We start from the raw sequence: 26384 nt of genomic DNA, 5'->3' as shown, positions 1-26384 counted from the left end.
TCCATGGAGAAGTTCACCCGCCTGACCGGCGTTGCCGCCCCCCTGTTCCGCGCCAATGTCGATACCGACGCCATCATCCCGTCGCGGGAGATGAAGAAAGTATCGAAGGAAGGGCTGGGCGAGGGCATGTTCGCCGACTGGCGCTACAGCGATGTGGGAGCCCGTGTCGAGAACCCGGATTTCGTGTTGAATCGCCCCGGTTTTCGTCAGGCGCCGATCCTGCTGTCCGGTCCCAATTTCGGCTGCGGCTCCTCGCGCGAACATGCTGTCTGGGCGTTGCAGGATTACGGCATCCGCTGTGTCATCGCCCCCAGCTTCGGCGCCATTTTCCAGGGCAATTGTGTGCGCAACGGCATCCTGCCCTTGGTGCTGCCGGAACCGTCGGTGGCGGCGCTGGCGCGTGTGGAGCGGCCGCAGACCCTGACCATCGATCTGGCGGCGCAGAGCGTGCGTGTGCCCGACGGCACCGAACTGCCCTTCACCATCGCCCCCGCCGACAAGGAAATGCTGCTGGAAGGGCTGGACGCCATCGGCGTCACCCTGAAACGGCTGCCCGTCATCCAGGATTTCGAGGGTGGATATCGCGCCCGCAATCCCTGGCTTTTCTTCTGACCTTCAGCGTTCGAGGTTTTTCATGTCGCAGGACGACAAGGCCGCTGCCCTGCCGCTGGCCGGATTAAAAGTGGTGGAATTCACCCACATGGTCATGGGGCCGACGGTGGGCATGGTGCTGGGCGACCTGGGCGCCGATGTTGTGAAGGTGGAGCCGATCGGCGGCGATAACACCCGCCGCCTGCTGGGGTCCGGCGCCGGTTATTTCCCCATGTATGGCCGCAACAAGCGCAGCCTGTCGGTGGACCTGAAGTCCCCGGAAGGCAAACAGATCGCGCTGGACCTGATCGACCGGGCGGATGTCCTGATCGAGAATTTCCGCCCCGGCGCCATGGAGGCCCTGGGCTTTGGGGAAAAGGCGTTGAAGGCGCGCAATCCCGGCCTGGTCTATTGCTCCGCCAAGGGCTTCCTGTCCGGCCCCTATGAACATCGTGCCGCCCTGGATGAGGTGGCGCAGATGATGGGCGGTCTTGCCTATATGACCGGCCCGCCGGGCCGTCCCCTGCGTGCCGGCGCCTCGGTCATCGACGTGATCGGCGGCCTGTTCGGTGTCATCGGGGTGTTGGCGGCGTTGATCCAGCGCGGCACGCTGGGCCGTGGTCAGACGGTGAAGTCCGCCCTGTTCGAGAATTGTGTGTTCCTGGTGGGCCAGCATATGGCCCAGTATGTGGTGACCGGCACCGCCGCGCGCCCCATGCCCGTGCGCATCTCCGCCTGGGCCATCTATGACCAGTTCCAGACCAAGGACGAACAGACGGTCTTTGCCGGTGTCGTCACCGACGGACAATGGGTGGGTTTCTGCAAGGCCTTCGGTCTGGATGATTTCGCAGCCGATGAGACGCTGGCCAGGAATAATGGCCGCGTGCAGGCCCGTGACCGCATCATTCCGCGCGTGCAGGACCTGTTCCGGACCTTCACCAAGGCCGAACTGCTGGCCAGGCTGGAAGAGATCGGCCTGCCATTCGCGCCCATCAACCGGCCGGAAGACCTGTTCGATGATGCGCATCTGGCGGCGTCGGGCGGGTTGCTGGACCTGCATCTGCCCGATGATCAGCGCCTGATCCGCCTGCCGGCCCTGCCGGTGGAGATCGATGGCCACCGTCCCGTCCTCCAGTATGACCTAGCCAAGCCCGGCCAGCATACGGGGCAGGTGCTGGCCGAACTGGGTTACGACCCGTCCCGGATCGCCGACCTTCTGTCGCGCGGTCTTGTCGTCCAGGCGGAGGGTTGAGCCATGGCCGGTACGTTCATCGAAATTTCCGAGGTCGGTCCCCGCGACGGGCTGCAGAGCATCAGCCCCATCATGCCGACTGACGCCAAAAAAGCCTGGATCGCGGCCGAAGCGGCCGCTGGCGTGCGGGAGATTGAGGTCGGGTCCTTCGTCCCCGCCAAGATCCTGCCGCAACTGGCGGACACGGCCGAACTGGTGACCTATGCCCGTACCATCCCCGGCCTGACGGTGGCGGTGCTGGTGCCTAATCTCAAGGGGGCAGAGGCGGCGGTGGCTGCCGGCGCGCACAAGATCACCATCCCCCTGTCGGTCAGCGAAACCCACAGCCTGCGCAATGTCCGCCGGACCCATGCCCAGATGCTGGAGGAGACGGCCGCCATCGCTGCCCTGATCAAGGCACAGCCAGAGGGCAGCCGGCCCAAATTCGAAGGCGGCCTGTCCACCGCCTTCGGCTGCACCCTGGAAGGAATGGTGCCGGAAGCCAAGGTGCTGGAGATCGCCGAGGCCCTGATGAAAGCCGGTTGTGACGAGGTCGGCCTGTCCGACACCACCGGTTACGCCAACCCGGCCCAGGTGAAGCGCCTGATCCGCGCCGTCCGGGGTGTTGTGGGTGACCATGCCTGCTCCGGCGTGCATCTGCACAATACGCGCGGCCTGGGTCTGGCCAATGCGCTCGCGGCGCTGGATGAAGGCATCACGACGCTGGATGCCTCCCTGGGCGGTATCGGCGGCTGCCCCTTCGCGCCCGGTGCGTCGGGCAACATCGTGACCGAAGACCTGGCCTTCATGCTGGCCGCCATGGGCTATGAGACTGGGATCGACTTGGAAAAGCTGCTGGCGGTGCGCGACATCGTAAAGGCGGCGCTGCCGGACACGGAGCTTTATGGCTTCACGCCGGATGCCGGTTTGCCCAAGGGTTTCAGCGGGGCGTGGGGGGTGTGAAGCCTGGCGTCAGCCATCGGTGCCGAACAGCCGCTGGTCCCAAATGACGGGAACCGGTCGTTCGGCCTTGATGTCCATGAATTCAGGGTGAAGCTGGTTGATCAGCAGGTTGCGCTCCAACCCCATGGCGGGGGCCGAGGGGACGATCAGCGCGGCTGTTCGCTTGCTGTCATACCATTCATCCCCGAATGCCCTGCTGGCGACATGGTCCATCCGATCCCATCCCGGCAACGCGGCCGGGTCAAGGGTTTCGACGGATACGCTCTCGGGAATGGTGATCACCGCATAGTGCTGACCGGTCGGGATGCGGCCGATCCTTGTATGGGCCAGCTTTTCAAGCATGGCCGTGGCGAAACCAATCCCGGCATAGATGACGTATCGTCCTTTGCTGTTCCAGCGGCCGCCCATGCGGAAGGCGCCACCGCCATCCATCAATGGAAAGCGGTTATCGGCGATGCGAAAGGCCCGGATGGTTGCGGTCATGATCAGGCCGGCAGGCCGTGAAGGATCGCCTCCAGCAGATATTCCACGTGCCGGGCGCCGAAATCTTCAACCGCGACGTCGATCGGGGGGCGATCATTCAGTGCCGGGTGCGGTGTGATCAGCCATGCCCGCGCATCGTCAGTGTCACGCCAGACATATTCAGCTTGCGCAATGATATTGGCCAGCCGGGCTGTGCGCTCACTTTCGGCGGGCGTCAACCGTCCTTCGCGCAGGCGGCGCTTCAAGGTGCCCTCCGGCACGACCCGCGCCATCAGGGTACGGCGCGCGCCGGGGTCGGGATAGACATGACCGGCGACATGGTCCAACGCTTCAACCCGGATGCCTTCGCCTAAACCACGCACAAGATCCAGCGGGGTGGAGACCGGCCCTTTGAATGCGGAACGGCCCCCCATGACGGCAATGATATCCTGTACCTGCATGGCAACCTCCGGATCATTTGATGCTGAAATATGGCATCAAATGATCCGGAAGCCAACCCCTCACCCCAACTGCACCAGTTCCACCAGCGTGCCGTCGGGTGCGCGCAGCGTTCCGGTCAGTTGCCCGCCATAGATGGGGCTGTCGCGGCGGGTGGGCGGCGTGATCCAGTTGCCCTTGACTGTTGAGAGGTCGGGGTGGGACAGGGTGCAGATGGCGATGCCGGGGGGCAACTGGCCGTCATGGGCCGGGCGCGGGGTGGCGGCCGGCGGATACTGGTCCAATTCCAGGAACACGTCGCGGTCATGCACGACGGTGCTGATCGTGTGCGGGTCTTCCATCGGCAGGTCGAAGGCAGTGGCCAGCATCGTATAGATGATGTCCATCTTGCGACCCAGGCTGAGCCCGACCACCTTTTCAAACCAGTCGATGCTGGCATCCATGTCCGAACAGGCCAGGACCAGGATGAAAAGCTTGTCGATCAGGCTTTCGGCGCGCGGCAGGTCAAAGGCCGGCAGGTCGGAACGGATCTGCGTCAGATAGACGATTTCCCCGTCCGGTCCCTTCACCTGCATCGGATAGATGGCGGGCAGCCCGTCGATCTCCCGCGGGGGGCCGATGATCTCGAACGGGCTGTTCAGCATCCGCTCGTTCACCTTCAGCACATCCTGCACACAGATCTCGATGGCGGCCCAGCCGAAGGTGCGCAGGGGCCGGTAGTCCGGTACGGGATCACCGGCCACGAACCGCAGATAGACCGGTGCCCCACTGGATGGTTGCAACACGACATAGGCCCGGCCCTGACTGGCCGGCGTGCCCCAGGCGGCGGCCAGATCGGCGGACAGGCGGCCCCGTTCCACCACATCATAATCCAGCCACTCGATATAACGGGCGGCGCTGGCCTCGGGGTTGGGGACGGTCAGGGTGGCGGCACGCAAAAGCTTCATCGGGCCAGTTCCTCGGCGATATTTTCGCTGCTGTCATCGGTGGCGGTCAGGGCCTCGGCCTCCTGCTGCACCACGCGCAGGACACGGGCCAGGAATTCCTGGTTCCACAACCCGCGTTCGGCGGCCTCATCCTTGGTCGGCTTGAAACTCTCGATCTCTTCCCGGCTGACAATGCCCTTGGCGGCCAAAAGCCGTTCCAGCGTGTCCAGCCGCTGGCGTGTGACCACCAGTTCGCCGGCCAGCGACAGGGCGATGGCCATGCTGCGTTCGGCTTCCCAGCTTTCCAGGAAATGCGGGCGCTTGCCCGTGGGTTTGGCCGATGCGCCGGCCAGGGCCATTTGGATCGACATCACACAACCTCCTTGCGGGCACCCACGACATGCCAGGCCGCCTTGCGGCCATAATCCTCGCCTGTATCGTCGGCGGCGTCGGGGAAGACGGATTTGTCCACCACCGCCGTCACGCCGCCATGGATCAGGCTTTCCCTGGCAAAGCCGGCCTGCACCATCCAGGCGTCCAGGTCCGCCTCATGCATCTTGGTCCAGAAGGGCTCGGCATTGTAGAACGCGTCCCAGTCGCGCATGGCCTGTTCGAACAGGGGCATTTCCGGACTGTATTGCGGCTGCTCCACATGCATGACGATGCCGCCCGGCGCCAGCAGACGGTGCGTCTCCTTGAAGATGCGCTGCATGGAGCTGTAGCTGGTTTCATGCAGGAACATGGTCGTCTGCACCCAGTCGAAACTGCCATCGGCGAATTGCGGCAGGCTTTCGACATTGGCCTGGACGAAGGTCACATTCTCCACGCCCAGCGACTTGGCCCGCGCCAGGCCGTAACGCAGCATGGGCGCGCCCACATCCACGGCCACGATCTCGGCCTCGGGGAAGGCCTGGGCGATGGGCAGCACATTGTGGCCAAGGCCGCAGCCCATATCCAGGATACGCCTGGGCTTGAAGTCCGGCAGGTTGCGGGCCACCCAGCGGGCCACCGCCTGACCGCCGCCATCCGACCATGTGCCCAGCATGCCGCCCGTGGTGGCGAACAGGCCGCTGTCGTAATTGGCGGCGTTGGCCACATCGCCCGGACCATATTCGGTGTGATAGCTGCCGGGCATGCAATGATGGTCGATGGACGACACATAACGCGGCAGTTTCAAGGACGGGTCCAGCACCAGACGCGGGTCGCCCGCCGTCAGGGAAGCCGCGCGGGCCGCCAGCTCCTCCTGCTGGCGCAGGGTGACCCAGCGCCCGGCCTGCTGCCGCATCTCCATGGTGTTGCGGCGCAGTGCCGACCAGAGCTGCCAGTAAGGGTCCCTGGTCAGGGCACGGCGCACCTGATGGCGGTCGGTGAAGCTCTGGCCGGGGGCCACCCGCGTCTCGAACGCGCTTTTCACGGCCGGCATCACACGGCCGGCCAGATGGCGGTTCATATGGGCCAGGAAATTGAAACGCTCGATCTCGTCATGCGTCATCTCCGGGAAGATGCCGTGGCGGCCGACCACCCGGTAATCGGGCGGGCCGTCATAGGCGGCGACAAGGGCCGCGTCCCGGTCCTGAACGGGCTTTCCTGAACCGTCCATCTCACCTGTCCTCCATCTTGTTGGCGGCGGGCGCCATGGCCCGTTGCCACGAAGCTTAGGACCGGGGGCGGCCCCCCGCCCCACATCCAATTGTCAATCTCCACCACGTGGATTTGTGGGCGGGGCAACCCGCCTTTGTGGGGGCGTGACCGCAGGTCGGTCAGCGTCAAGCTTCCTGGTCTATTTGTCCGGACATATTGATCTGGATCAATTCAGCGCCCCGTCTTCCCGCCCCATGGTTCATCGCGTCGGCGGCCGCGAAGGATCGGACCGCCATCCATCAGGAACGGGAAGGACGGGGGTCATGGAATTTCTGGGCATGTATCTGGATGAACATCTGATGCTGCGTTGGGTCCATATCATCGCCATGGCCTATTGGCTGGGCGGGGAATGGGGAGTGTTCAACGCCTCGCGGCTGTTGACCAATGCCAATCTCAGCCTGGCGGAACGCAAGCGGCATATGGAAACGGCCTATCGCATCGACATCCTGCCGCGCACGGGCATCGTGCTGCTGCTGCCGCTGGGCCTGCATCTGGGCTATAACATGGGGTATCAGCCGTTGGGCGGGAACTGGCTGGTGGGCATGTGGATCTTCACGGCGGCCTGGGTGGCGCTGGTGATCACGGCCTTCTTCAAGCGCAAGTCGCCCTTCTACATGGTGCTGACCAAGACGGACGAGGCCATCCGCTATGTCGTGATCCCGGCCCTGTTCGCGGTCGGTGTCTACAGCCTTGTCACGGGCGGGCCGCTGTCGGCCGGGTGGTACGCGGCCAAGGCCGTGATCTTTTCCGGCCTGCTGATCATCGGGCTGCTGCTGCGCTATATCATGCGCGACTGGATCACCATCTTTAACCAGTTGGAAGCCATCGGCGGTTCGGCCGAACTGGAGGCCAAGCTGGCAAGCGCCTTGGCCTTCGGCCGCAAGCTGGCCTATTTCTACTGGGCCGGCATCATGACCAACGCCTTCCTGGGTGCCGTGAAGCCATTCTGAGGGCGACAACCGGCATTTGTGGTGTTTCCCAAGCGGTTGGCTGGACCAACCGTTTGGGACCGGGTCATGCTGCTGCCCTTGGAAAAAGGGGGAAGGCGATGACGAAGGTCGAGCGGCATTTCATCCGGGTCGATGGCCGGCTGGTCCATTACCGTCGCGCCGGCAGCGGCCCCGTGCTGGTGGCCCTGCATCAGTCACCGCGTGACAGCGCCGAACTGCTGCCCCTGATGCGGGCCATGGCGCCGTTCGCCACGGTGATCGCGCCCGACAATCCCGGCTTCGGCCTGTCGGACCCACTGCCCGATGGCCCCGCCACCGTGGACCGGTTTGCCGATGCGCTGGTGGCACTGCTGGGGGCGCTGGGGCTGGAAAAGGTGGCGCTTTACGGCTTCCATACGGGGGCCTGCATCGCCAACCGTTTTGCCGCCCTGTACCCCCGGCTTGTCTCCGGTCTGGTCGTGGACGGGTTCCTGCTGATGGAGGAGGGGGAGCGGGCGGACCTGCTGGCCAATTATCTGCCGCCCCTCCATCCGCAATGGGATGGCGGGCATCTGGCCTGGGCCTGGCACCGTATCCGGGATCAGGGCATCTTTTTCCCCTGGTACCGGCGTGAGCCGTCGGCCCGGCTGGCCCGGCCCAAGCCAGACCTGGCCCGCATCCATGAACAGATCATGGAGTTCCTGCGCGCAGGCGACAACTACCGCACCGGCTATGGCGCCGCGCTCTCCTACCGTCCGGCCGACGATATGGCAGCGCTGACTGTGCCCGCCCTGCTGTTCATCGCACAGGATGATCCGCTGGTCGGTTATCTGTCGAAGCTGCCGGCCTTGCCGCCCGGCGTGGCGCCGGGGACCGCGCCCGACCGGGAGGCGGCGTGGACCGTGATCACGGATTTCCTGCGTCGTCATCTGCCGGACGGTGACGCCCCACCGCCGCCCGCCTTCGCGGAACGCGGCGTGACGGGTGGCATCGCCTGGAGGACGGGTGGGCAGAGGGCGCCTGTCCTGCGCCTGCATGATCTGGGTGGCGCTGGTGGTCTTCTGCCCCCGTCCGCCGATAGTGCGTGGCTGGCCCCGGATCTGCCCGGCATGGGTGATAGCGACGCGGTGGCCGATCCCGGCGATCTTGCAGCCATGGCGGATGCCATTGCCGGCCTGCTGGCCGCGCGGGGCTGGATGGGTGGGGCCGTGGAGGGGTGGGGCTATGGTGCCGCCGTGGGGGCGGTGCTGGCCGACCGGCATCCGGCGCTGGTGACCGGCCTGACGCGCCATCCCGGTATCGGCGAGGCGCCGGCGGACCTGTGCCCGGTCGAAGGCGGCGGTCATCTGCTGGCGGCATGGCAGCAGGCGCGGGACGGGCATCTGTTTCCGCCGGGCGACGGTATCCTGCCAGGGCCGGAGCGGTTGCAGGCAGAAGCCTGGTACTGGCTGAAAGCAGCGCCAATCCTGGCGCGGGGGTGGAGTGCCGTGGCTGGGGGCGGTTAAGCCCGCCCCCAGCGTGCCGATTTATCGCCGAAAGCCGGCAGGTCGAAGCGTGGCTGGGCCGGTTCATCGGTGAACCGGATGGGCACGCCGATATGGCGATAGCCGTCGCCATCGGTCAGGACCATGCCGCGTTCGGCCACGAACGGGTCGTCGAACGCGTCCTTCAGGCTGCGCACCGGCGCCCAGCAGCAATCAACGCCGCGTAGGAACTCCCGCCACTCAGCCAGACTGCGCATGGCGAAGGTCTGTTTGAAGAAGGTGCGCAGGGGCTCCTGCGCCGGCCCAGGCTGCTGCCTTGCGAAGGGCAGCAGGTCCGGCCGGCCGAGCGCTGTCAGCAGGTTTTCGGCAAACTTGATCTCCGACCCGCCCAGCACCAGGAAACCGGCATCAGCCGTTTCATAGATATGGTACATGGCCGATCCGCCGAAGCTGCGCATGTCCTTGACCGGCGGGTGACGATCCTCGGCAAAGACCGGGCCGGTGACATTGGGTGTCCAGGCCAGCGCGGCGTCGAACATGGACAGGTCGACATAATCGCCCTTGCCCGTCTGTGTCCGCCGCAGCAGGGCCATCAGCACGCCGGACAAGGCCATGAGGCTGGCGGCCATGTCGGCCACCGGCATGTTGGGGCTGGCCGGTTTGCCATCCGTCAGGCCGCGGTTGAGATCCACCAGACCGGCCAGCGCCTGCACCGTCATGTCATGGGCGGGCTTGTGCGCATAAGCGCCGGACTGCCCGAAGGCGGAGATGGAGCAATAGACCACGCCGGGATTGATGGCGCGCACGGCGTCGTAATCCACGCCCAGCCGCTTCACCACGCCGGGACGGAAGGCCTCCACCACCACATCGGCATCCTTGGCAAGGTCCATGAACAGGGCATGGTCGGCCGGGTCCTTCAGGTTCAGCGCGACCGACCGCTTGCCGCGCCCGATATTGCGGAACCAGACGGTGACCCCGTCCGCCGTTCTCTGCCCAATCTCGCGCGTGGGCTCGCCGGTACCATTGGCGGGTTCAACCATGATGACGTCGGCGCCGTGGTCGGCCATCATCATGGTCATATGCGGACCCGGCAGGAAGGCCGACAGGTCGAGAACCTTGATCCCGTCGAGCTTCATCACATCCTCTCCCCCAGCTTGGGCGCACGGCGGCCCTTGGGTCGTTCACCATTGATGCGGATCGGTGAGGACAGCAGGCGCAAGGTGCCATCCCTGGCATCGGGGTGCACCACCTGCTCCACCATGCCGATCTCCGCCACGAACGGGTTATCCAGCGCCTGATCCAGATTGGTGATCGGTGCGAACGGCACATGCCCGCCCAGGATGGACAGCCATTCCGCCGTGGTCTTTGTGGACAGCAAGTCGTCCAGCGTGTCGGACAGCAGTTGCCGGTTGGCGCGGCGGGCGGGGATGTCCTTGAATTCCGGGCGGTCCAGAAGGTCGGCGCGGCCCATGCGGCGGCAGAATTCTTCCCAGAATTTCGGCGTCTGGCACATCAGCATGGCCCAGCCGTCCTTCGTCTTGAACGACTGGCTGGGGGCGATGCTGGGATGGGCGCCGCGCGGCAGGCGTGTCACCTGATCGCCGGCATTCAGATACCAGGTGGCGGGGTAGGAGAGCTGGTGCAGCGCCGTGTCGAACAGTGCGACATCAACGTCGCAGCCCACCCCCGTGGCCTTTGCGCCCAGGATGGCCGACACGGTGCCGAACGCCATCATGGTGCCCGTCATGAAATCGACCATCGACACGCCCAGCCGGGTGGGCGGCGCGTCCGGTTCGCCGGACAGGCCCATAAAACCGGCCTCGGCCTGCATCAGGTAATCGTAGCCGGGCCAGGTCTCCCGGCTGTTGCCGCGCCCATAGGCCGACAGGTGCGCGCAGACCAGACGCGGGTTGATATCCTTCACCCCGTCATAGGTCAGGCCCAGCTTTTTCGGCTGATCGCCGCGCAGATTGTTGATCAGGGCGTCGGCGCCTTCCAGCAGATCGTTGAAGGCGGCGCGTCCTTCCGGGCTTTTCAGGTCGATGCTGGCCGACTGCTTGCCCTTGGAAAAGGTCTGGAAGAACTGGCTGTCATCCTTGCCCAGGAAATGCGGGCCCGTGGAACGGGAGACATCCCCGCCCGTCGCGGCGTTTTCCACCTTGATCACCGTGGCACCCAGATCGGCCAGCAGCATGCTGCCATAGGGCCCGGCGCCATATTGCTCCACCGCTATGACGCGGATGCCGGAAAGGGGGCGTGTCATGGGGGGCTCCGTTGGGGAAGGCGTGGTGAAGGTCCATCTCCCACATCCCTTTCCGTCATCCCCGCGAAAGCGGGGACCCAGCGTAAGGCGCGATTAGCGCCGTTATGACTCTGTGCTTGCGTGAGTCATGTCGCGGCAGACGCCGCTTATGCTGGGTCCCCGCTTTCGCGGGGATGACGGTGAGAGCGAGGGAACGCGCAATCACACCGGATTGCGCGCAATCATCTGCTTGGCGATGATGATGCGCTGCATCTCGTTGGTGCCTTCGCCGATGCACATCAAGGGCGCGTCGCGGTACAGGCGCTCGATCGGATATTCCTTGGAATAGCCGTAACCGCCGAAGATACGCATGGCCTCCAGCGTGACCTCGACCCCCGTTTCGGAGGCGAAATACTTGGCCATGCCCGCTTCCATGTCGCAGCGTTCACCCCGGTCATAGGCGGCGGCCGCATCCTGGACCAGCAGTTCGGCCGCGCGGACCTTGGTGGCCATCTCGCCCAGCTTCAACTGAATGGCCTGATGTTCGCCAATGGGCTTGCCGAAGGTCTTGCGGGTCTGGGCATAGGCCACGCTTTCCTTCAACGCGCGCCGCGCGATGCCAACGGCGCGCGAGGCGACGTTGATACGGCCCAGTTCCAGACCGCCGACCGCCATCAGGAAGCCCTTGCCTTCCACGCCGCCGACCAGATGGCGTTCGGCATCCAACTCGTAATCCTCGAAGATCAGCTCGGCGCTGTCGATACCCTTATAGCCCAGCTTTTCCAGCTTCTTGCCGGTGCGGAAGCCCTCGTACCGTTTGCCATTGTCGGGGTCGACCTTGGGTGCGATCAGCATGGTCATGCCCTTGTGGCGCGGCTGCGCCTCGGGGTCGGTCTTAACCAGCAGGGCCACGGCCCCGCCCTCGATCCCGTTGGAGATCCAGGTCTTGGTGCCGTTGACGATATAGGTGCCGCGATCGGTGCGGGTGGCCCGCGTGCGGATGGCCTGCAGATCGGTGCCGGCATCGGCCTCCGTCAGGCCCAGACCGCCCCGGATCTCACCGGCGCAGAATTTCGGCAGCCAATATTCCTTCTGGGCCTGGGTCCCGAACTTCTCCACCACCGTCGCCATCATGATATGGCTGTTGAAGATGCCGGTCAGCGACATCCAGGTCTCGGAGATCAGGGCGACGATGCGGGTATAGGTGGATGCCGGCAGCCCCAGCCCGCCAAATTCCGGGCTGATGGTGGCGCCGAACAGGCCCAGTTCCTTCATCTGCTCGACCAGTTGGATCGGGTAGATGTCGTCATGTTCCAGCTTTTCCGCCACGGGGCGGACTTCGCGGGCCAGCCAGCGTTCGATGCTGTCCAGGATGGCGGCTTCATCATCCGGGTGAATGCCGGGGTGGGGCGTGCTCATGAGATCGGCTCCGGGCTGGGGATCAGTAATTTTCGACCCGGTCTTCCACGGCATGGCCACGGAAGGGGATCAGCATGTTGCGCTTGAACGAACAGACGGTGACGCCGTTCTGGTTCTTGCCAATGGTGCGGATGGTGACGATGCCCTGGTTGGGGCGTTTTTCCGACGCGCGCTTGGCCAGCACTTCGCTTTCGCCATACAGTGTGTCGCCATGAAAGACCGGGGCGCTGAACTTCACCTCGTCCATGCCCAGATTGGCGATGGCCTTCTGGCTGACATCCGTCACGCTCATGCCGATCAGCAGGGCCAGCGTATAGGGGCTGACCACAAGGTTCTGCTTGAACTCCGATGCCTTCGCGAATTCCGTATCGAAATGCATCGGATGCGTGTTCAGCGTCAGCAGCGTGAACAGGTGATTGTCATATTCGGTGACGGTCTTGCCGGGCCGATGCTCATAGACATCGCCGACATTAAAATCCTCGAAATAGCGGCCGAACGTCTCGCGATAACGGTTCGGGCCGACTTCTTTCCAGTTCTGCACCATGTTCCTGGGTCCTTATCTCATCCGGCGGCAGCGGCCAGCACGCGCCGCGCCGCCCGCACCACGGGGATCTCGATCAACTTGCCATCCAGCAGGGCCACGCCACCGCCGGCTTGTTCAAAGGCGTCCACCACGCGGTTTGCGCGGGCGATTTCTGCCGCTGTGGGCGTGAAAACCCCGTTCACAACGGCCACCTGTGACGGGTGGATGCAGGCCCGCCCCGTGAAGCCCAGCGCCCTGGCCCGCGCCGTGGAGGACCGCAGTCCGTCGACATCCGCGACATCAATGGACGGCACGTCGAACAGGCCGACCCCACCCTCCGCCGCCGCCGCGACCAGGGTGGAGCGGGCGTAGAGCAGCGGTTCCCAATCCAGCGTGCAGCCCAGTTCCGCCGACAGGTCCACCGCCCCGAACAGCAGCGCGCGCACCCGCTTGGCCATGGCGATGGGTGCCGCGTTGCGCAGGCCCGCCGCCGTTTCGATCAACGGTACCAGCCCCGCCGCCCGTTCCCCCAAAACCTCATCCACCAGGGAAAGGTCGGCCGGGTCTGTCAGCTTGGGCAGCATCAGGGCCGCCGGCGCCTTTTCCATCGACAGCACGGCCAGAAGGTCGGCCAGACCCGCCGCACTGCGCACCGGGTTGATGCGCAGCCAGAGGTGATCGGGGCATCCCTGTTCCGTGATGAAGGCGATGGCGGCAACGCGCGCCGCATCCTTGCCATCGGGCGGAACCGAATCCTCCAGATCGATGCAGGTGATGTCCGCCCCGGCGCCCAGCGCCTTTGCGAACCGGTCCGCCCGCGCGCCTGGCACGAACAACAATGACCGCTCTGCCATGGTCAGCCCCTTGTCATATATGTCCGGACATATTCGAACTGACACGGCGCCTGTCAACCAACCACGTTGCGCTTTGACCACCAGGAGGATGAATCAGGGTTTCAGCACGGCGTCGAAGAAATCGACACTGTCCTGCAGCGCCTTCACATGCGTGCTGCGCATCAGTTCCCGGTCCTTCGCCATCCAGCCATGATTGACGCCGGGATAGACCACCATGCGCGCCGACACGCCCGCCGCTTTCAGCTTGTCCAGCATGACCTGCGCCTGGATCACCGGCACCGCCGCGTCCAGTTCCCCATGCAGCAGCAGGAAGGGCGGGGTCTTGGCATCGACATAGTTGATGGGGCCGACGGCCTTGATCTCGTCAACACAGTCGGCGGCGTCCTTGCAGCCCAGGAAATCATAGATCGGCTTGAAATCTTCCGGCGGGCGCGGCTTGTCGGTGACGGTGAAATCATAGATGCCGTACCAGGGCACGGCGGCCTGCACGCAGTCGCCCTTTTCCACGGGCGCCGACCGGTCGCAATCGACCGCCGCCATGGCCGCCAGATGGCCGCCGGCACTGTCGCCGAACACGCCCACACGCGTCGGGTCGATGCCATAGGCGGCGGCATTGGCGCGCAGCCAGCGGATCGCGGCATCCACATCCTGGCTTTGCGCCGGGAAGGGTGCTTCCGACTTCAGCCGGTAATTCACGGCGGCAACGGCATAGCCGCGCGCCGCCAGATCGGCCAGCACGGCGGGGAAATCGGCAAAGGCCGCCAGCCCGCGCGAATTGCCCATGGCCCAGCCGCCGCCATGGATATAGACCAGCAGCGGCCGGTCCTTCGCCCCCTGCTTGCGATAGATATCCAGTTTCAGCGGACGATAGCCGGGGATCGTCGCATAGGTCAGGTCCGGCAGGGCCACCACCCCGCCGGGGAAAGGGACGGGCAGCCTGGGCAGCTTGTCTTCCTGGCTCCAGCCCGTGCCCACCTCCGCCTTCACCGGTTCGCGCGCCGTGGCGGAAATGGACAGCATCAGGGCCAGCGTGGACAACAGCAGACGTGCGCGCATGGACGGGTTCTCCGGGGAAACGGTGAGTCTGTCGGGCGGGGGTCACCCCGCCGCGACCCATCATCCATCGGCCCGTGCACATGCGCCCGATCGGCGGCTTCTTCTATCCGCAGGCCGGATAAACCTATGCAGCATCGGGCGGAACGGCCGCCGCGAAGGCCGCCGCGATATTGGCGCGGCTGGTGACCCAGACGTCCGGGTTGCTCTTCACATGGTCCAGGAAGCCCTGGAACGCGCCGATACGTCCCGGCCGCCCGATGATGCGCAGATGCAGCCCCAGGCTCATCATCCGTGCCCCCTCGGTCTGGGCCTCGCGGTACAGCCAATTGAAGCTGTCGATGGCATATTGCAGCCAGTCACGCGGCGTCAGGGACGGGGCCAGCCAGAACTTCATGTCATTGCTGTCAATGGCATAGGGCAGGATGACCATGGGCCTGGTCGTGCCGTCGGACAGCGGGACATGATCCCAGAACGGGAAATCGTCCGAATAGTCATCCATGTGATAGGAATAGCCTTCTTCCGCCAGGATGCGGCGGGTGGCTTCGGTATGCAGATAGCGCGACAGCCAGCCGACGGGGCGTTTGCCGGTGGTCTTTTCGATGGATTGCCAACCGTCGCGGATGAATTGCCGCTCCCGGTCTTCCTTCATCCAGAACTGATGTGTCCAGCGATGGCCATGGCAGCAGATCTCATGGCCCTGGGCCACGATCTCGGCGGCCAGATCGGGTGCCCGTTCCAGCGCGACGGCGGCCGCCGTGAAGGTGGCCTCCACCCCATACTCTTTCAACAGGCGCATGACGCGCGGGGCACCGGCCTTGATGCCGTACTGGTAATTGCTCTCATTGCCATGGATGCGGATGGGCTTGGCCACATGCACCGACAGTTCGTCCACCGGCTCCGGCCCCTTGTCGCCGTCACGGATATTCTGTTCCGCCCCTTCCTCGACATTGACGACGATGGACAGGGCCAGCTTGGCCCCGTTGGGCCAGGTGAAATCGGCGGGTGCGGGCATCGGGACCTCTGACATTTGAAAGGAGGGAGCGGCGACAGACGCCTCAATGCGGTTCTTCACCGCCCGACACATTCATGCTTTCGGCGGTGATGTAGCCGGCATCGTCGGAGCAGAGGAAGGCAACAGCGCCCGCCGTATCATCGGGCAGGCCTGGGCGGCCCAGGGGGATGCGGTTCTTCATGGCCTGGAGATAGTCCTCCAGCGAAAGCCCCAGCTTCTGGCTGAAATATTCATTCTGCCAGGCACCCAGACCCGTGGTCACATGGTTGGGGCAGACATTGTTGACAGTGATCCCGTGCGAGCCCAACTCGATCGCCGTGGACCGGACCAGACCGACCAGACCATGTTTGGACGCGCAGTATCCGGCGGCGAAGGGAAAGCCGGACTTGGCGGCCTGGCTGGCGATATTGACGATACGCCCGCCCTTGCCGGCCGGGACCATCACTTCGGCCGCCGCCTTGATGCCATTGAAGCAACCGGTCAGGTTGACATCGATCACGGCCTGCCATTCGGCCGCTTCCAGATCCAGAAGCGGCTTCATGATGTAGCCGATGCCGGCATTGTTGACCCAGAAATCCAGGCCCCCCAGCGTCTCCACCGCAAAGGCCGCCATGGCGCGCATCTGCGCCAGATTGCGCACGTCACAGGTAAAGGTCTCCACCCGCGATCCGGTGTCGGCAGCAATCTCCGCCGCCAGCGCCTGCATTTCCGACAGGCCACCGATCATGCTGTCGGGCGTGGCGGCGTCGGCCGACTTGCCGATGTCGGACAGCAGGACGGACGCGCCCTCGGCAGCCAGACGGCGGGCAATGGCCTCGCCCAGCCCCTTGCGGCGGCCCGATCCGGTGACGATTGCGACCTTGCCCGCGAAACGTCTTGTCTCCGCCATATCCGCCCCCGTCAGCCCAGTTTGTCGGTCAGGATGAAGGTGACGTCGGCCATTTCCTGGAACTGGGCGGCGATCTTCTGCATGGCCTCGGCGGCGATATCCCGGCCGAACTGGTCCATGTCGGCGACGTCGATCACCTCGATATACTGATAGGGCGGGGGTACCTCGCTGCCCAGCGTGACCACTGTGCGGAATACCGCGAACTCCGTGATCGACGGCAGTCCGTTGACGGTGGGAAGGTCCACGCCACGGGCCCATTCCTCATAGGTCGCGCGGTCGATGCCGGGTTTCAGGTTGAACAGGGCGATGATGCGCGTGGCCATGGGGGTTTCTCCGCCTTGCCAGGGTTGGGGTCGGGCTTGAATGGATTATTGATATATCATTATATCAATTACAAGTCCCTATTTTCATCTCCATCCAAGGACCCTTCGATGAACAAGCGCATCGTCCTGGCCCGTGCCACCGGCCCGTCGCCCGTGCCCGAGGATTTCCGGCTGGAAGAGGCGGCGATGCCGTCGCCCGGCCCTGGCCAGGTGCTGATCCGGGTCGACCATGTGTCGCTGGACCCCTATATCGCCAGCGCGCTGCGCGGCCGGCATATGTCGGGCACCGTTCCCGTGGGCAGCGTCGTGCCGGGGGAGGCGGTGGGCACCGTTGTTGAAAGCCGGGGTGAGGGTCTGGCCGCTGGCGACCGCGTGCTGTGCCGCGCCGGCTGGCAGCAATTCGCCGTGGCCGACATCGCGCCTGCCGGTGTGGCCCAAGGTCCGCTCAGCCCCGCCGCGCAGAAGATCACGCTGCCCGATGGCGTCTCCTACACCGCCCTTCTGGGTGTGCTGGGCATGCCGGGGCTGACGGCCTGGGCCGGCACGATCAAGATGCTGAAGCCCATTCCCGGGGACACGTTTGTCGTGTCCGCCGCCACCGGCCCGGTTGGCGCCACGGCGGGACAATTGGCCAAGCGCATGGGCGCGCGGGTCGTGGGCATCGCCGGCGGACCGGAGAAATGCGCCTTTGCAGTCGACACGCTGGGCTTTGACGCCTGTATCGACCATCGGGATGCCGATTGGGTGGCAAAGCTGGCGGCAGCCTGCCCGGATGGCATCGATTGCTATTATGACGGTGTCGGGGGCCGCATCCTGGAAGGCGTGCTGGGCCATCTGGCCATGGGTGCCCGTGTCGTCCTGGTCGGCATGATGGAACAGTACAAGGCGGCGGCGCCGCTGCCCGGCCCCAATCTGGTCCCCGTCATCAAGTTCCGCGCCACCGTCGAGGGGCTGGTCGTCTATGACCATTGGGCTGACCTGGCCAATTTCCGCCGCCGCGTGGCACCGCTGGTCCGCGACGGACAGGTGATCGTGCGGGAGGAGCGGGTGGCCGGCCTGGCGGCGGCGCCCGACGCCCTGATCCGCCTGATGGCGGGCGGCAATTTCGGCAAGATGGTTCTGGATATTTGAGATCAATCCCCGATGCCGTCAGCGCATCGCGGGGATTGAGGTCACGGATCGGTTCCGATCAGTGAAACATGGCATGAGGCAGATGATGAGCAGCGTTCCCCCCACCGTTCCCCGTATCGACAGCCCGACCTTCCTGGTCCTGGCCTATGATATCGCCGACAGCGCCAAGGCCCTGGCCCTGCGCGATGAACATATGGAAGGCCATCTGGGCCATATGGAGGCCAACTGGACCCGCTATGTCAGTGCCGGGCCGATGCGCACCGAGGATGGCAAGGGCTATCTCGGTTCCATGTTCCTGCTGAAAGCCGCCAACCGCGCCGATGTCGATACGCTGATGATCGGCGACCCCTATTTCCGCAGCGGTCTTTATGACCGGGTCGAGGTGGTGCCAGCGGTGGTGGCCATCGGTACCGCCATCGGCGGCCGCATCTGGGCCGGCGCGGATCAGTTGAAGGGCGCGCCGGCAACGGTTGTGTCGAAGGGCTGATATTTGCGGGGGGTGGGGGATGTTGTTCCCTCACCCTCCCGTTGGCTGATGCCAACGGGCCCCTCCCTCTCCCGCACGCGGGCGAGGGGCGAAATCAGGCACGACGCCCAGTCCGCCCCTCGCCCACGAAGGTGGGAGAGGGAGGGGCCCGAACGCGTCAGCGTTTGGGAGGGTGAGGGAGCACCCTAGCGTAGGAGGGTGAGGGAACAACATCCCGCACCCAAACCCCATCAATGCTCCACGCGGCGTTCCAGGGTCCAATCCCAGCGGCGGGTGGGTATCTGCTCCAGGGGCTGCGGCTGGCTGCTGGCCTTCCAGTCCAGATAGGCCTCGCCGATCTCCCGCGCGGCTTCCTTCAGGTCAGGCAGGTAGCGGCTGGCGAACACGGATTCCGTCACCGCCTTGTCCATGAAACGCATGCCGACACATCCCAGCAGCGCCGAACCGGCATAAAGCGGAACGGCGGCGGTGGACTCGCCGCGATATTGCCGGATGCTGATCGCATAGCCGGCCTTGCGGATGCCGGCCAGCATCTTTTCGATCATGTCGCGCTGGCGGCCGGCGCCTTCCATCTCTCCGCCCGAACCCAGGGCGATATCCAGCAGGGCCGCGCGCTGCGGGGCCGGGCTGAAGGCCAGATAGGTGCGGCCCGACGCGCTGTTCAACAAGGGCAGCCGCACGCCGGCATTGTACCGTTCCAACGCCAGCGGGCTGTGCTTGTCGGTCGTGTGGCGGACCAGCATGCCATTGCCCTGGTTGGTACTGATCGACACGGGCCAGACCAGCTTGCGGCCCAGTTCGCCCAGCAGCGGCTGCGCCACCTCCCCGATCCAAGCCTCGTCATCGTAACCATCGGACAGGCCGCGCACCAGCACGGTCAGGCGGTAGCGGTCGTCCGACCCGTCGCGCACGGCGTAGCCGGCGGAACAGAGCGTTTCCAGCACGCGATAGGCGGTGGTGCGGGGCAGGTCGATGGCGTTGGCCACGTCCGTCACCGTCACGCCGTTGCGGCTGTTCAGCACCTGCAGAACGTCCAGCACACGCAGCATCGCCCGAACAGGTTTGATCTTGTCCATTCCCGAACCTCCTGACGCGCAAACAATCAACCGACCGCACTGATCATGACGGCGAATTAAAACTGTAACCGAAGAATATGCTCGTATGTCCACCTGTCGGATAAGGCCGGCGGCACAGGATGCCGTTTTGGCGGTTTTCCGCGGCTTTTTCGGGGGTGGCGCCGTCCCCGCCTAATCGCCTGCCGGATAAAACGGCCGCAAATGCCCGCTAGGCTTACATTTTTAAAGCCTGCCGGCACGTCCGCCGTGTGGACAAGGGACTGAAGCTGCCTATCCAGGCGGCACTTTCACCCCGCCTAATCCGTTGCGACGCCGATGATGGGTCGGCCGTCAACGAATCGAAGGCTTCAAACGCCCATGAGCAAAGCGAGAATAACGATCGTCGGTGGGGGTATCGGCGGGTTCACGGCGGCCATCGCACTGTTGCGCCAGGGCTTCGCTGTCACGCTGCTGGAAGCGGCCCCCGCATTCGCCGAGGTTGGTGCCGGTGTCACCCTGTCGCCCAACGCCATGAAGGGTTATGTGCATCTGGGGCTGGCGGAGCGGATCGCCGCCGCCGGTGTGGAACCCGCCCGTCAGCGCATCCAGCATTGGCAGGATGGACGCCTGTTGCGTGCCATCGACCGTTCCGACATGCGGGCCCGTTATGGCGCACCCTATGTCTATATCCACCGCGCCGACCTGCACGCCATTCTGGTGGAAGCGGCTGAAACGGCGGGCGGCCGGCTGCTGACCGATGCCGGGGTGGTGGCGGTTGAGGGAACCACGGCCGTCCTGCATGATGGCCGCCGGATCGAGGGTGACCTGATCATCGGTGCGGATGGCCTGAAATCCGTGGTCCGCCGGCTGTTCGAACCGGCTGCCGCCCATTTCACCGGCCATGTCGCCTGGCGCGCGCTGGCGCCCGTGGAAGGGGCGTTGAAGGATCTGGTGGACTGGCCCGGCATGCATATCGGCCCGAACCGCATGGTGGTCCGCTATCCCGTGCGCGGCGCCAGGATCATCAACATGGTGTTCTTCGCCCGTCAGGAGGGATGGACCCAGGATGGCTGGACCATTGCCGCAGAGCGGTCCGACCTGGAAGCCACCTTCGCGGGTTGGGCGCCGGAAGTGCAGGCCATGATCGCGGCCGTGCCGGAGGGCAAGGTCTATAAATGGGCCATCAATGCCCGCCGGCCGCTGGATACCTGGATCATCGATGACAAGGTGGCGCTGCTGGGCGATGCCGCCCATGCCATGACGCCGTTCATGGGCCAGGGGGCCGCCTGCGCCATTGAGGATGCGATCGTCCTGTCGCGCGCCCTGGGTGACAGCGCCAGCACAGGCGAAGCGCTGCGCCGCTATGTCGCCGCCCGGCATGAACGCGCCACCTTCATCCAACTGGAATCCAACGCCAACGCCGATAGGATGCAGGCCGCCAACACCGAACTGTTCGGGATGGAAGGCGTGCGCAACGAGGATACGTTGGGCCTGCTGGATTATGATTGCCGCACCGTTCCCGTCTGATTGCTGGTAGCCGAACCAATGTCCCGTAAAGCCCTGCCGTTCGACGGCCTTCCCGTCTCTTCCGCCACCCGGGCCTTTCTGGCCGAACGGCAGGGGCTGTTCATTGACGGGCAATGGCGGCCGTCCCTGTCCGGCGCCACGCTGGACAGTTTCGATCCCGCGACCGAACTGCATCTGGCGACGGTTGCGGCGGGCGGGGCGGGGGATATCGATGCGGCGGTCCGGGCCGCGGCCCGCGCCTTTCACGGCCCCTGGTCGCGGCTGAAGGCGCGGGAACGGTCGGGACTGCTGGTCCGGCTGGCCCGGCTGCTGGAACGCGATGCGGAATTCTTCACGGAACTGGAGATACTGGACAATGGCATGCCGTGCTTCATCGCCGGCCTGACCGTGTCCAACTGCGTGGAGATGTTCGATTATTATGCCAGCGCCATCCTGCGCATCGAGGGTGTGACCACCACGCCCCCGCCGCATGTGACGGCGGATGCCGAAGCGTTGACCTATACGCTGCGTGAACCGGTGGGCGTGGTCGGCCTGATTGTGCCCTGGAACGTGCCCGTGTCCACCCTGACCTTGAAGCTGGCCCCGGCGCTGGCGGCGGGATGCACGGTTGTGGTCAAGCCGGCGGAGGAGACGCCGCTGTCGGCCCTGGCGCTGGCCCGGTTGATCCAGGAGGCGGGCTTCCCCGACGGGGTGGTCAATATCGTCAATGGTCCCGGTGAAACGGCGGGGGCCGCCCTGTCCACCCACCCGCTGGTCGACAAGATCAGCTTCACCGGCTCCACCGAGGTGGGGCGCAAGATCGTGCAGGCCGCCGCCGGCAACCTGAAAAAAGTGTCGCTGGAACTGGGCGGCAAGTCGCCCGTCGTGGTGATGCCCGATGCTGACCTGGAACTGGCCGGTCCCGGTGTGTCCATGGCCACCTTTTTCCTGCAGGGCCAGAACTGCATGGCCGGCACCCGCATTTTTGCCCATGCGTCCATCCATGACGAACTGGTAGCGCGGATGAAGGCCTTCACGGGCGTCTTCACCCTGGGTCATGGCTTGGATGCCGGCAATAATTTCGGGCCCCTGATCGGCGGGGCGCACGCGTCGCGCGTGCTGGGCCATGTGGACCGGGCGCTGGGGCAGGGGGCAACGCTGGTGACGGGTGGGGCCAGGCTGGACCGGCCCGGCCATTTTGTGTCGCCCACCATCCTGACCGATGTCCAGCCCGACATGGATATCTTCCGCGACGAAGTGTTCGGCCCCGTGATGGCCGTCCACCGGTTTGAAACCGAGGATGTGGAAGAGATCGCGGCGCTCGCCAATGACAGCGTCTATGGCCTGTCGGGCAGTGTCTGGACCCGCAGCCTGTCCACCGCGCACAAGCTGGTGTCGCGCATCCGCTCGGGTCAGGTGTCGATCAACTGCCATGGCGCCATCGCCACCAACATCCCGTTCGGCGGCTACAAACAGTCGGGTTGGGGCCGGGAATTCGGCCGCGAAGGTCTGGATGCCTATCTGGAGACCAAGGCGGTGACGGCGCGGCTGTAACGCCGCGCCGTGGTCCGTTATCGCTTCAGGAAAGCGTCGATCCGTACCCGGATATTGGCCTGGATGTCGGCATAGAACAGGCCGTAATCATGGTAATGCATGATCCCGCCGGGCAGCGGTTTCAGGCCCAGGGCCGGATCGGCATCAACCACCAGAAAACCGCTGTCGCAGCGCGCGGCCACAGACTTTGCCACCAGCGCCTTCACCGGCCCCTCGCCCGGATCGCCGGGGGCGGCGCCTTTGCTCTGGTCCTTCGCTGCGGCCGGTTGGTCCCGGTCGAAGGTCAGTGGGTTGACGCAGACAGGTTCCTTGCCCGGCACGTCGCCATAGAGCGACACGAACCGCTGGGCATTGGCCTTGCCCATCAGGGACAGGTCCGTCTCCGGCGTCACGGCGTTCCAGGCGATGACGCAGCCCGTGTCCGATGGCTTCGCACAGACCGACAAGGTCTTATAGGTGCGGGGGAAGTCACCTTCCGACAGGTTCACGCCGATGACATAGGCGGCGACCATCCGGTCCTTCAGGGATGATGTGTCGATCCGGTCCTTCAACAGCCGCATCAGGTGGGATGCGCCTTGGCTGTGACCGGCCAGGATGAAAGGGCGCCCGGCATTGTCGCGCTTCAGATACAGGTCGAAGGCCCGCAGCACATCGCCATAGGCCAGATCGAACGCCTTCTGTCCGTCGCCCGCCATGTTGGAGAAGGCCAGCCTTGTCGCCTGCCGGTACCGTGGCGCGAAGATGCGGCAGCAAGTGTTGAAGATGGTGGCCTGACGCGCGATGACGCTGGCGTCGGTCCAGTCATTGACGGTCTTGTCCGCCGGGTCCTGGTTCCAGCGGGTCACCGACCGGTCGGTGGTGGGGTGGATGTAGAAGACATCCACATCCGCCGCCGTGGCCAGTGTGCCGGCCCCACCCGGCAGGGCCGTGCTGGCGCCTTGTGCCCAGGACGTGGCGGCCCAGGAGGTTGCACGGCCATAGTCGGGGGGCGCGGCGGGCGTCTGGCTTTCAAAGGACGGTGGCGGATCGGCCGCCAGGGCCGTGCCGGCCAGAAGGCCCAGCGACAGAACACAGGACAGGACGCGCTTCATCTCGATCCCCGTTTATCCTTTATGGTTCCGAAGCCTAGCAGTGCGGGCGCCGACAGGGACGCCGCCGGGGATCGCCTGTCCGCTGGGCGGACAGTCTCCGCCGCCCCTTGACACTATCCGTCTGGTGGACAGCGCGGGCGGCGCTGTTGTGGAAAGTTCGCCAAAGGAATTAGCTGGCCGGGCAGGCAGATATCCGGCTAGCAGGCTGATCGGGCAGTAGCAGCGCAGGCAAGACAAATAAGTCAGCGCGGACCCCAAATAAAGCACAGCCGCCAGAAAACGGGAACGTGGCGCCGGAAAGAATGCCGCTCGAAATGACCGGAAAAATCAAGGGGGCTTCATGTACCGTTCCAAATTCGTTGCATTGACCACGTCCGCGTTGGTCAGTGCCTTTGCCGCCTCTGCTGTCGTTCCCGCTGCCCTGGCCGCCGAAGGCGAGCTGATGCTGGAAGAGATCATCGTCACGGCCCGCAAGCGCAAGGAGGACATCCAGACCGTCCCCATCGCGATCCAGGCCCTGACCGCCGACGATCTGGCGGAGCGCAACATCACCAGCCTGACCGACCTGGCCAACAACACGCCGGGCATCTCGGTCACCAACATCACCGGCGGCACTTTCACCAACGTCTATGTGCGTGGTCTGGCCCCCGCCAATTCCTCCATCGACCTGAATGTCGAGGCCAATGTCGGTGTGTTCATCGACGGCATCTATCAGACCAGCCGCAACACGGCCGACGTTCTGGGCACCGTCGATATCGCCCAGCTTGATGTCGTGAAGGGCCCGCAGAGCGCGCTTTATGGCCGCTCCACCTTCGCTGGCGCCGTCGGCATCACGACCGCCCGTCCCGGCACCAGCCCGGAAGGCAAGGCCAGCGTCACCATCGGCAACAATGGCGACTATCGCGGCAAGGTCTCGCTGTCCCGCCCGATCATCGAGGACAAGCTGGCCGGCTCCATCACCGCCTCCTGGTCCACCTATGCCGGTGAGTTCAAGAACAATTTCGACCCCAACGACAAGCTGGGCGGGTATGAGAAGCGCGGCGTCTCCGGCGCCCTGGTCTTCACCCCGACCGAGAATTTCACGGCGACCTTCACCGGTTTCGCCACCAAGTCCACGTCGGAAATGCCGGGCCTGTCACTGAACCCGGTGACCACGCATAATTGCGGCGGCTTCAACGCCCAGTCGCAGGCCTATCTGCTCTATTGCGGCAAGATCCCGACGAACCTGCCCATCGACGTCACCTCCACCATCCCGGAAAGCGTCTCCAAGTCGCGCCAGGGTGCCCTGGAACTGGAATATGAGTTCGAGAATTTCTCGGTCGTCAGCGTGACCGGCATCACCGCGTCGGAGGTTTACGCCGCCAATGACAGTGACATGTATGGCTATGGCGCGCTTTATGGCGTCTGCACCGTGGGCACCACCTGTGGTGCGGCCACCGGCAGCTATACCCGCACCGTCAATGGCAACTCCCTGCTGATCAGCAATGACGAGGTGGTGACCAAGAGCCAGGAAATCCGCATCCAGTCGCCCGACAGCGACCGGTTCCAGTGGCTGGCCGGCGCCTTTTTCTTCCAGTCGAATGTCGACAGCAAGTCCTGGGCCGGCACCACGGCCCCCGGTCTGGCCGCCAATGAGCGTCTGGTGCAGGTTCTGCCCGGCTTCCCCGCCGGCACCGGCCCCATGGCCTCTCTGGCCAATCCCGGCCTGATCCTGGACCCGACCGTGGTCGCCCGTCTGGCCAGCCAGAACTATAAGCAGAACATCACCCGTTCGGTGTTCGGCTCCGTCGGGTATGAAGTGGTCGACGGTCTGCGCGTCGCGGCGGAGGGCCGGTACAATATCGACCGCAAGACCGACCGCTGCATCCTGACCTTCTTCAACGCCTTCGGTCCCTGCGTTGGCGGCCAGCCGTTCCGGGGTGAGTTCACCAGCTTCACGCCGCGCTTCACAGTCGACTATAAGGCGACGGAAGACATTTTCCTGTTCGCGTCGGCCGCCAAGGGCGTGCGTTCGGGTGGTTTCAACTCGCTGGCCGGCCTGTCCGACAGCGAGAAGACCTTCGACGAAGAAACCAACTGGACCTATGAAGCCGGTGTGAAGTCCTGGCTGTTCGATCGCCGTGTCATGCTGAACGCCTCGGCCTTCCGCGTGAACTGGACCAACCTGCAGCTCTCCACCTTCTCCCCCACCGCGTCCGTCGCGCAGGCCATCATCATGAATGCCGGCAAGATGGAGACGAACGGGTTCGAGGTGCAGACCGAAGTGAAGGCCACCGATATCGTGTCCGTCGGCGGTTCGGTGACCTATTCCGATCCGAAATTCGCCAAGGGCACTTATGACCCGGCTTATTCGTCACAGTGCGGCAACCCGTCCACCGTCTGCGATCTGGTCACCATTCCCGGCCGTGGCACCTTCGCGTCCATCGCCGGCAATCGTCCGGCCCGCTCGGTGAAGCTGCAGTACAACCTGCACGCCACTGCCGACGTGCCGGTGTCTGCCGACTGGACCCTGGCCGGTCGTGTGGATGTCAATTACACCGGCCCGACCTATGTCAA

At 64.9% G+C, this 26384-nt stretch carries 26 protein-coding genes; 10 read left to right on the top strand and 16 right to left on the bottom strand.

Annotation, left to right across the window (positions count from 1 at the left end; genetic code table 11):
- Positions 1–3 precede the first annotated feature (3 nt).
- Genes leuD through KBA48_RS17085 form a run of 3 tightly spaced genes read left to right on the top strand, consistent with a single transcriptional unit; the run spans position 4 to position 2785 of the window.
- A complete protein-coding gene (gene leuD / locus KBA48_RS17095; protein ID WP_292908521.1) occupies positions 4–612 on the top strand; it encodes a 3-isopropylmalate dehydratase small subunit in 609 nt (202 codons plus the stop codon).
- Positions 613–634: 22 nt separating this feature from the next.
- Positions 635–1843, top strand: coding sequence for a CaiB/BaiF CoA-transferase family protein (locus tag KBA48_RS17090; RefSeq protein WP_292908519.1), 1209 nt, complete (start codon positions 635–637; stop codon positions 1841–1843).
- A gap of 3 nt (positions 1844–1846) precedes the next feature.
- Positions 1847–2785 carry a hydroxymethylglutaryl-CoA lyase gene (locus KBA48_RS17085; RefSeq protein ID WP_292908517.1) on the top strand — a complete coding sequence of 313 codons (939 nt, stop codon included), beginning with the start codon at positions 1847–1849 and terminating at the stop codon, positions 2783–2785.
- 9 nt (positions 2786–2794) lie between these two features.
- Here the strand turns inward: KBA48_RS17085 and KBA48_RS17080 are convergent, their stop codons facing one another.
- Genes KBA48_RS17080 through KBA48_RS17060 form a run of 5 tightly spaced genes read right to left on the bottom strand, consistent with a single transcriptional unit; the run spans position 2795 to position 6232 of the window.
- Positions 2795–3268, bottom strand: a complete 474-nt coding sequence (locus tag KBA48_RS17080; RefSeq protein ID WP_292908515.1) for an RES domain-containing protein — start codon at positions 3266–3268, stop codon at positions 2795–2797.
- A 2-nt stretch (positions 3269–3270) separates the two neighbouring features.
- Positions 3271–3708: an antitoxin Xre/MbcA/ParS toxin-binding domain-containing protein gene (locus KBA48_RS17075; protein WP_292908513.1), complete on the bottom strand. Its 438-nt coding sequence runs from the start codon at positions 3706–3708 to the stop codon at positions 3271–3273.
- Positions 3709–3768: 60 nt separating this feature from the next.
- Positions 3769–4653: a VOC family protein gene (locus tag KBA48_RS17070; RefSeq protein ID WP_292908511.1), complete on the bottom strand. Its 885-nt coding sequence runs from the start codon at positions 4651–4653 to the stop codon at positions 3769–3771.
- A complete protein-coding gene (locus KBA48_RS17065; RefSeq protein ID WP_292908509.1) occupies positions 4650–5003 on the bottom strand; it encodes a hypothetical protein in 354 nt (117 codons plus the stop codon). Before KBA48_RS17065 ends, KBA48_RS17070 begins: the two co-directional genes overlap by 4 nt.
- Entirely contained in the window at positions 5003–6232 is a 1230-nt protein-coding gene (locus tag KBA48_RS17060) for a class I SAM-dependent methyltransferase (RefSeq protein ID WP_292908507.1), read from the bottom strand. The genes KBA48_RS17065 and KBA48_RS17060 overlap by 1 nt, the downstream gene beginning before the upstream one ends.
- A gap of 304 nt (positions 6233–6536) precedes the next feature.
- Here KBA48_RS17060 and KBA48_RS17055 point away from each other — a divergent pair, with 304 nt between their 5' ends.
- Both KBA48_RS17055 and KBA48_RS17050 read left to right on the top strand, forming a co-directional pair.
- Complete coding sequence (locus KBA48_RS17055) at positions 6537–7223, top strand: hypothetical protein (protein ID WP_292908505.1); 687 nt, start codon at positions 6537–6539, stop codon at positions 7221–7223.
- A 98-nt stretch (positions 7224–7321) separates the two neighbouring features.
- Positions 7322–8707 (top strand): alpha/beta hydrolase, encoded by a 1386-nt coding sequence (locus KBA48_RS17050; RefSeq protein WP_292908503.1) that lies wholly within the window; start codon positions 7322–7324, stop codon positions 8705–8707.
- On the opposite strand, the gene KBA48_RS17045 is transcribed toward KBA48_RS17050, so the two are convergent.
- The 9 genes from KBA48_RS17045 to KBA48_RS17005 all read right to left on the bottom strand — a co-directional run bounded on the left by KBA48_RS17045 (position 8704) and on the right by KBA48_RS17005 (position 17004).
- Positions 8704–9822 carry a CaiB/BaiF CoA-transferase family protein gene (locus tag KBA48_RS17045; RefSeq protein WP_292908501.1) on the bottom strand — a complete coding sequence of 373 codons (1119 nt, stop codon included), beginning with the start codon at positions 9820–9822 and terminating at the stop codon, positions 8704–8706. The two genes, KBA48_RS17050 and KBA48_RS17045, sit on opposite strands and share 4 nt — an antisense overlap.
- Entirely contained in the window at positions 9822–10949 is a 1128-nt protein-coding gene (locus tag KBA48_RS17040) for a CaiB/BaiF CoA-transferase family protein (protein WP_292908499.1), read from the bottom strand. Before KBA48_RS17040 ends, KBA48_RS17045 begins: the two co-directional genes overlap by 1 nt.
- Positions 10950–11150: 201 nt before the next feature.
- Positions 11151–12347, bottom strand: coding sequence for an acyl-CoA dehydrogenase family protein (locus KBA48_RS17035; protein ID WP_292908497.1), 1197 nt, complete (start codon positions 12345–12347; stop codon positions 11151–11153).
- A gap of 22 nt (positions 12348–12369) precedes the next feature.
- On the bottom strand, positions 12370–12891 hold the full coding sequence (locus tag KBA48_RS17030; protein WP_102113708.1) for a MaoC family dehydratase: 522 nt from the start codon (positions 12889–12891) through the stop codon (positions 12370–12372).
- Between the two features lie 17 nt (positions 12892–12908).
- A complete protein-coding gene (locus tag KBA48_RS17025; RefSeq protein WP_292908489.1) occupies positions 12909–13724 on the bottom strand; it encodes a CoA ester lyase in 816 nt (271 codons plus the stop codon).
- 93 nt (positions 13725–13817) lie between these two features.
- Entirely contained in the window at positions 13818–14780 is a 963-nt protein-coding gene (locus KBA48_RS17020; RefSeq protein WP_292908487.1) for an alpha/beta hydrolase, read from the bottom strand.
- A gap of 124 nt (positions 14781–14904) precedes the next feature.
- Positions 14905–15792, bottom strand: a complete 888-nt coding sequence (locus KBA48_RS17015; RefSeq protein ID WP_292908485.1) for a polysaccharide deacetylase family protein — start codon at positions 15790–15792, stop codon at positions 14905–14907.
- A gap of 43 nt (positions 15793–15835) precedes the next feature.
- Entirely contained in the window at positions 15836–16681 is an 846-nt protein-coding gene (locus KBA48_RS17010; protein WP_292908483.1) for an SDR family NAD(P)-dependent oxidoreductase, read from the bottom strand.
- A gap of 11 nt (positions 16682–16692) precedes the next feature.
- Positions 16693–17004, bottom strand: coding sequence for a hypothetical protein (locus KBA48_RS17005; RefSeq protein WP_292908481.1), 312 nt, complete (start codon positions 17002–17004; stop codon positions 16693–16695).
- A gap of 108 nt (positions 17005–17112) precedes the next feature.
- Here KBA48_RS17005 and KBA48_RS17000 point away from each other — a divergent pair, with 108 nt between their 5' ends.
- Positions 17113–18135, top strand: a complete 1023-nt coding sequence (locus KBA48_RS17000) for an NADP-dependent oxidoreductase (protein ID WP_292908479.1) — start codon at positions 17113–17115, stop codon at positions 18133–18135.
- 85 nt (positions 18136–18220) lie between these two features.
- Positions 18221–18622, top strand: coding sequence for a YciI family protein (locus tag KBA48_RS16995; RefSeq protein WP_292908477.1), 402 nt, complete (start codon positions 18221–18223; stop codon positions 18620–18622).
- A 230-nt stretch (positions 18623–18852) separates the two neighbouring features.
- On the opposite strand, the gene KBA48_RS16990 is transcribed toward KBA48_RS16995, so the two are convergent.
- Entirely contained in the window at positions 18853–19698 is an 846-nt protein-coding gene (locus tag KBA48_RS16990) for a helix-turn-helix domain-containing protein (RefSeq protein WP_292908475.1), read from the bottom strand.
- 357 nt (positions 19699–20055) lie between these two features.
- Here KBA48_RS16990 and KBA48_RS16985 point away from each other — a divergent pair, with 357 nt between their 5' ends.
- Positions 20056–21204 (top strand): FAD-dependent monooxygenase, encoded by a 1149-nt coding sequence (locus KBA48_RS16985; protein ID WP_292908473.1) that lies wholly within the window; start codon positions 20056–20058, stop codon positions 21202–21204.
- Positions 21205–21222: 18 nt separating this feature from the next.
- Positions 21223–22737 carry an aldehyde dehydrogenase family protein gene (locus tag KBA48_RS16980; RefSeq protein ID WP_292908471.1) on the top strand — a complete coding sequence of 505 codons (1515 nt, stop codon included), beginning with the start codon at positions 21223–21225 and terminating at the stop codon, positions 22735–22737.
- Between the two features lie 17 nt (positions 22738–22754).
- Here KBA48_RS16980 and KBA48_RS16975 read toward each other — a convergent pair whose 3' ends face one another.
- Complete coding sequence (locus tag KBA48_RS16975) at positions 22755–23828, bottom strand: DUF3089 domain-containing protein (RefSeq protein ID WP_292908469.1); 1074 nt, start codon at positions 23826–23828, stop codon at positions 22755–22757.
- Positions 23829–24168: 340 nt separating this feature from the next.
- On the opposite strand from KBA48_RS16975, the gene KBA48_RS16970 reads away from it, so the two are divergent.
- Positions 24169–26384, top strand: a 2216-nt coding sequence (locus KBA48_RS16970) for a TonB-dependent receptor (RefSeq protein WP_292908468.1), incomplete at its 3' end; no start/stop codon positions are given.

Source organism: Niveispirillum sp. (assembly GCF_017996735.1).
Classification (GTDB): domain Bacteria; phylum Pseudomonadota; class Alphaproteobacteria; order Azospirillales; family Azospirillaceae; genus Niveispirillum.
This window is presented reverse-complemented; position numbering and strand designations above follow the sequence as displayed.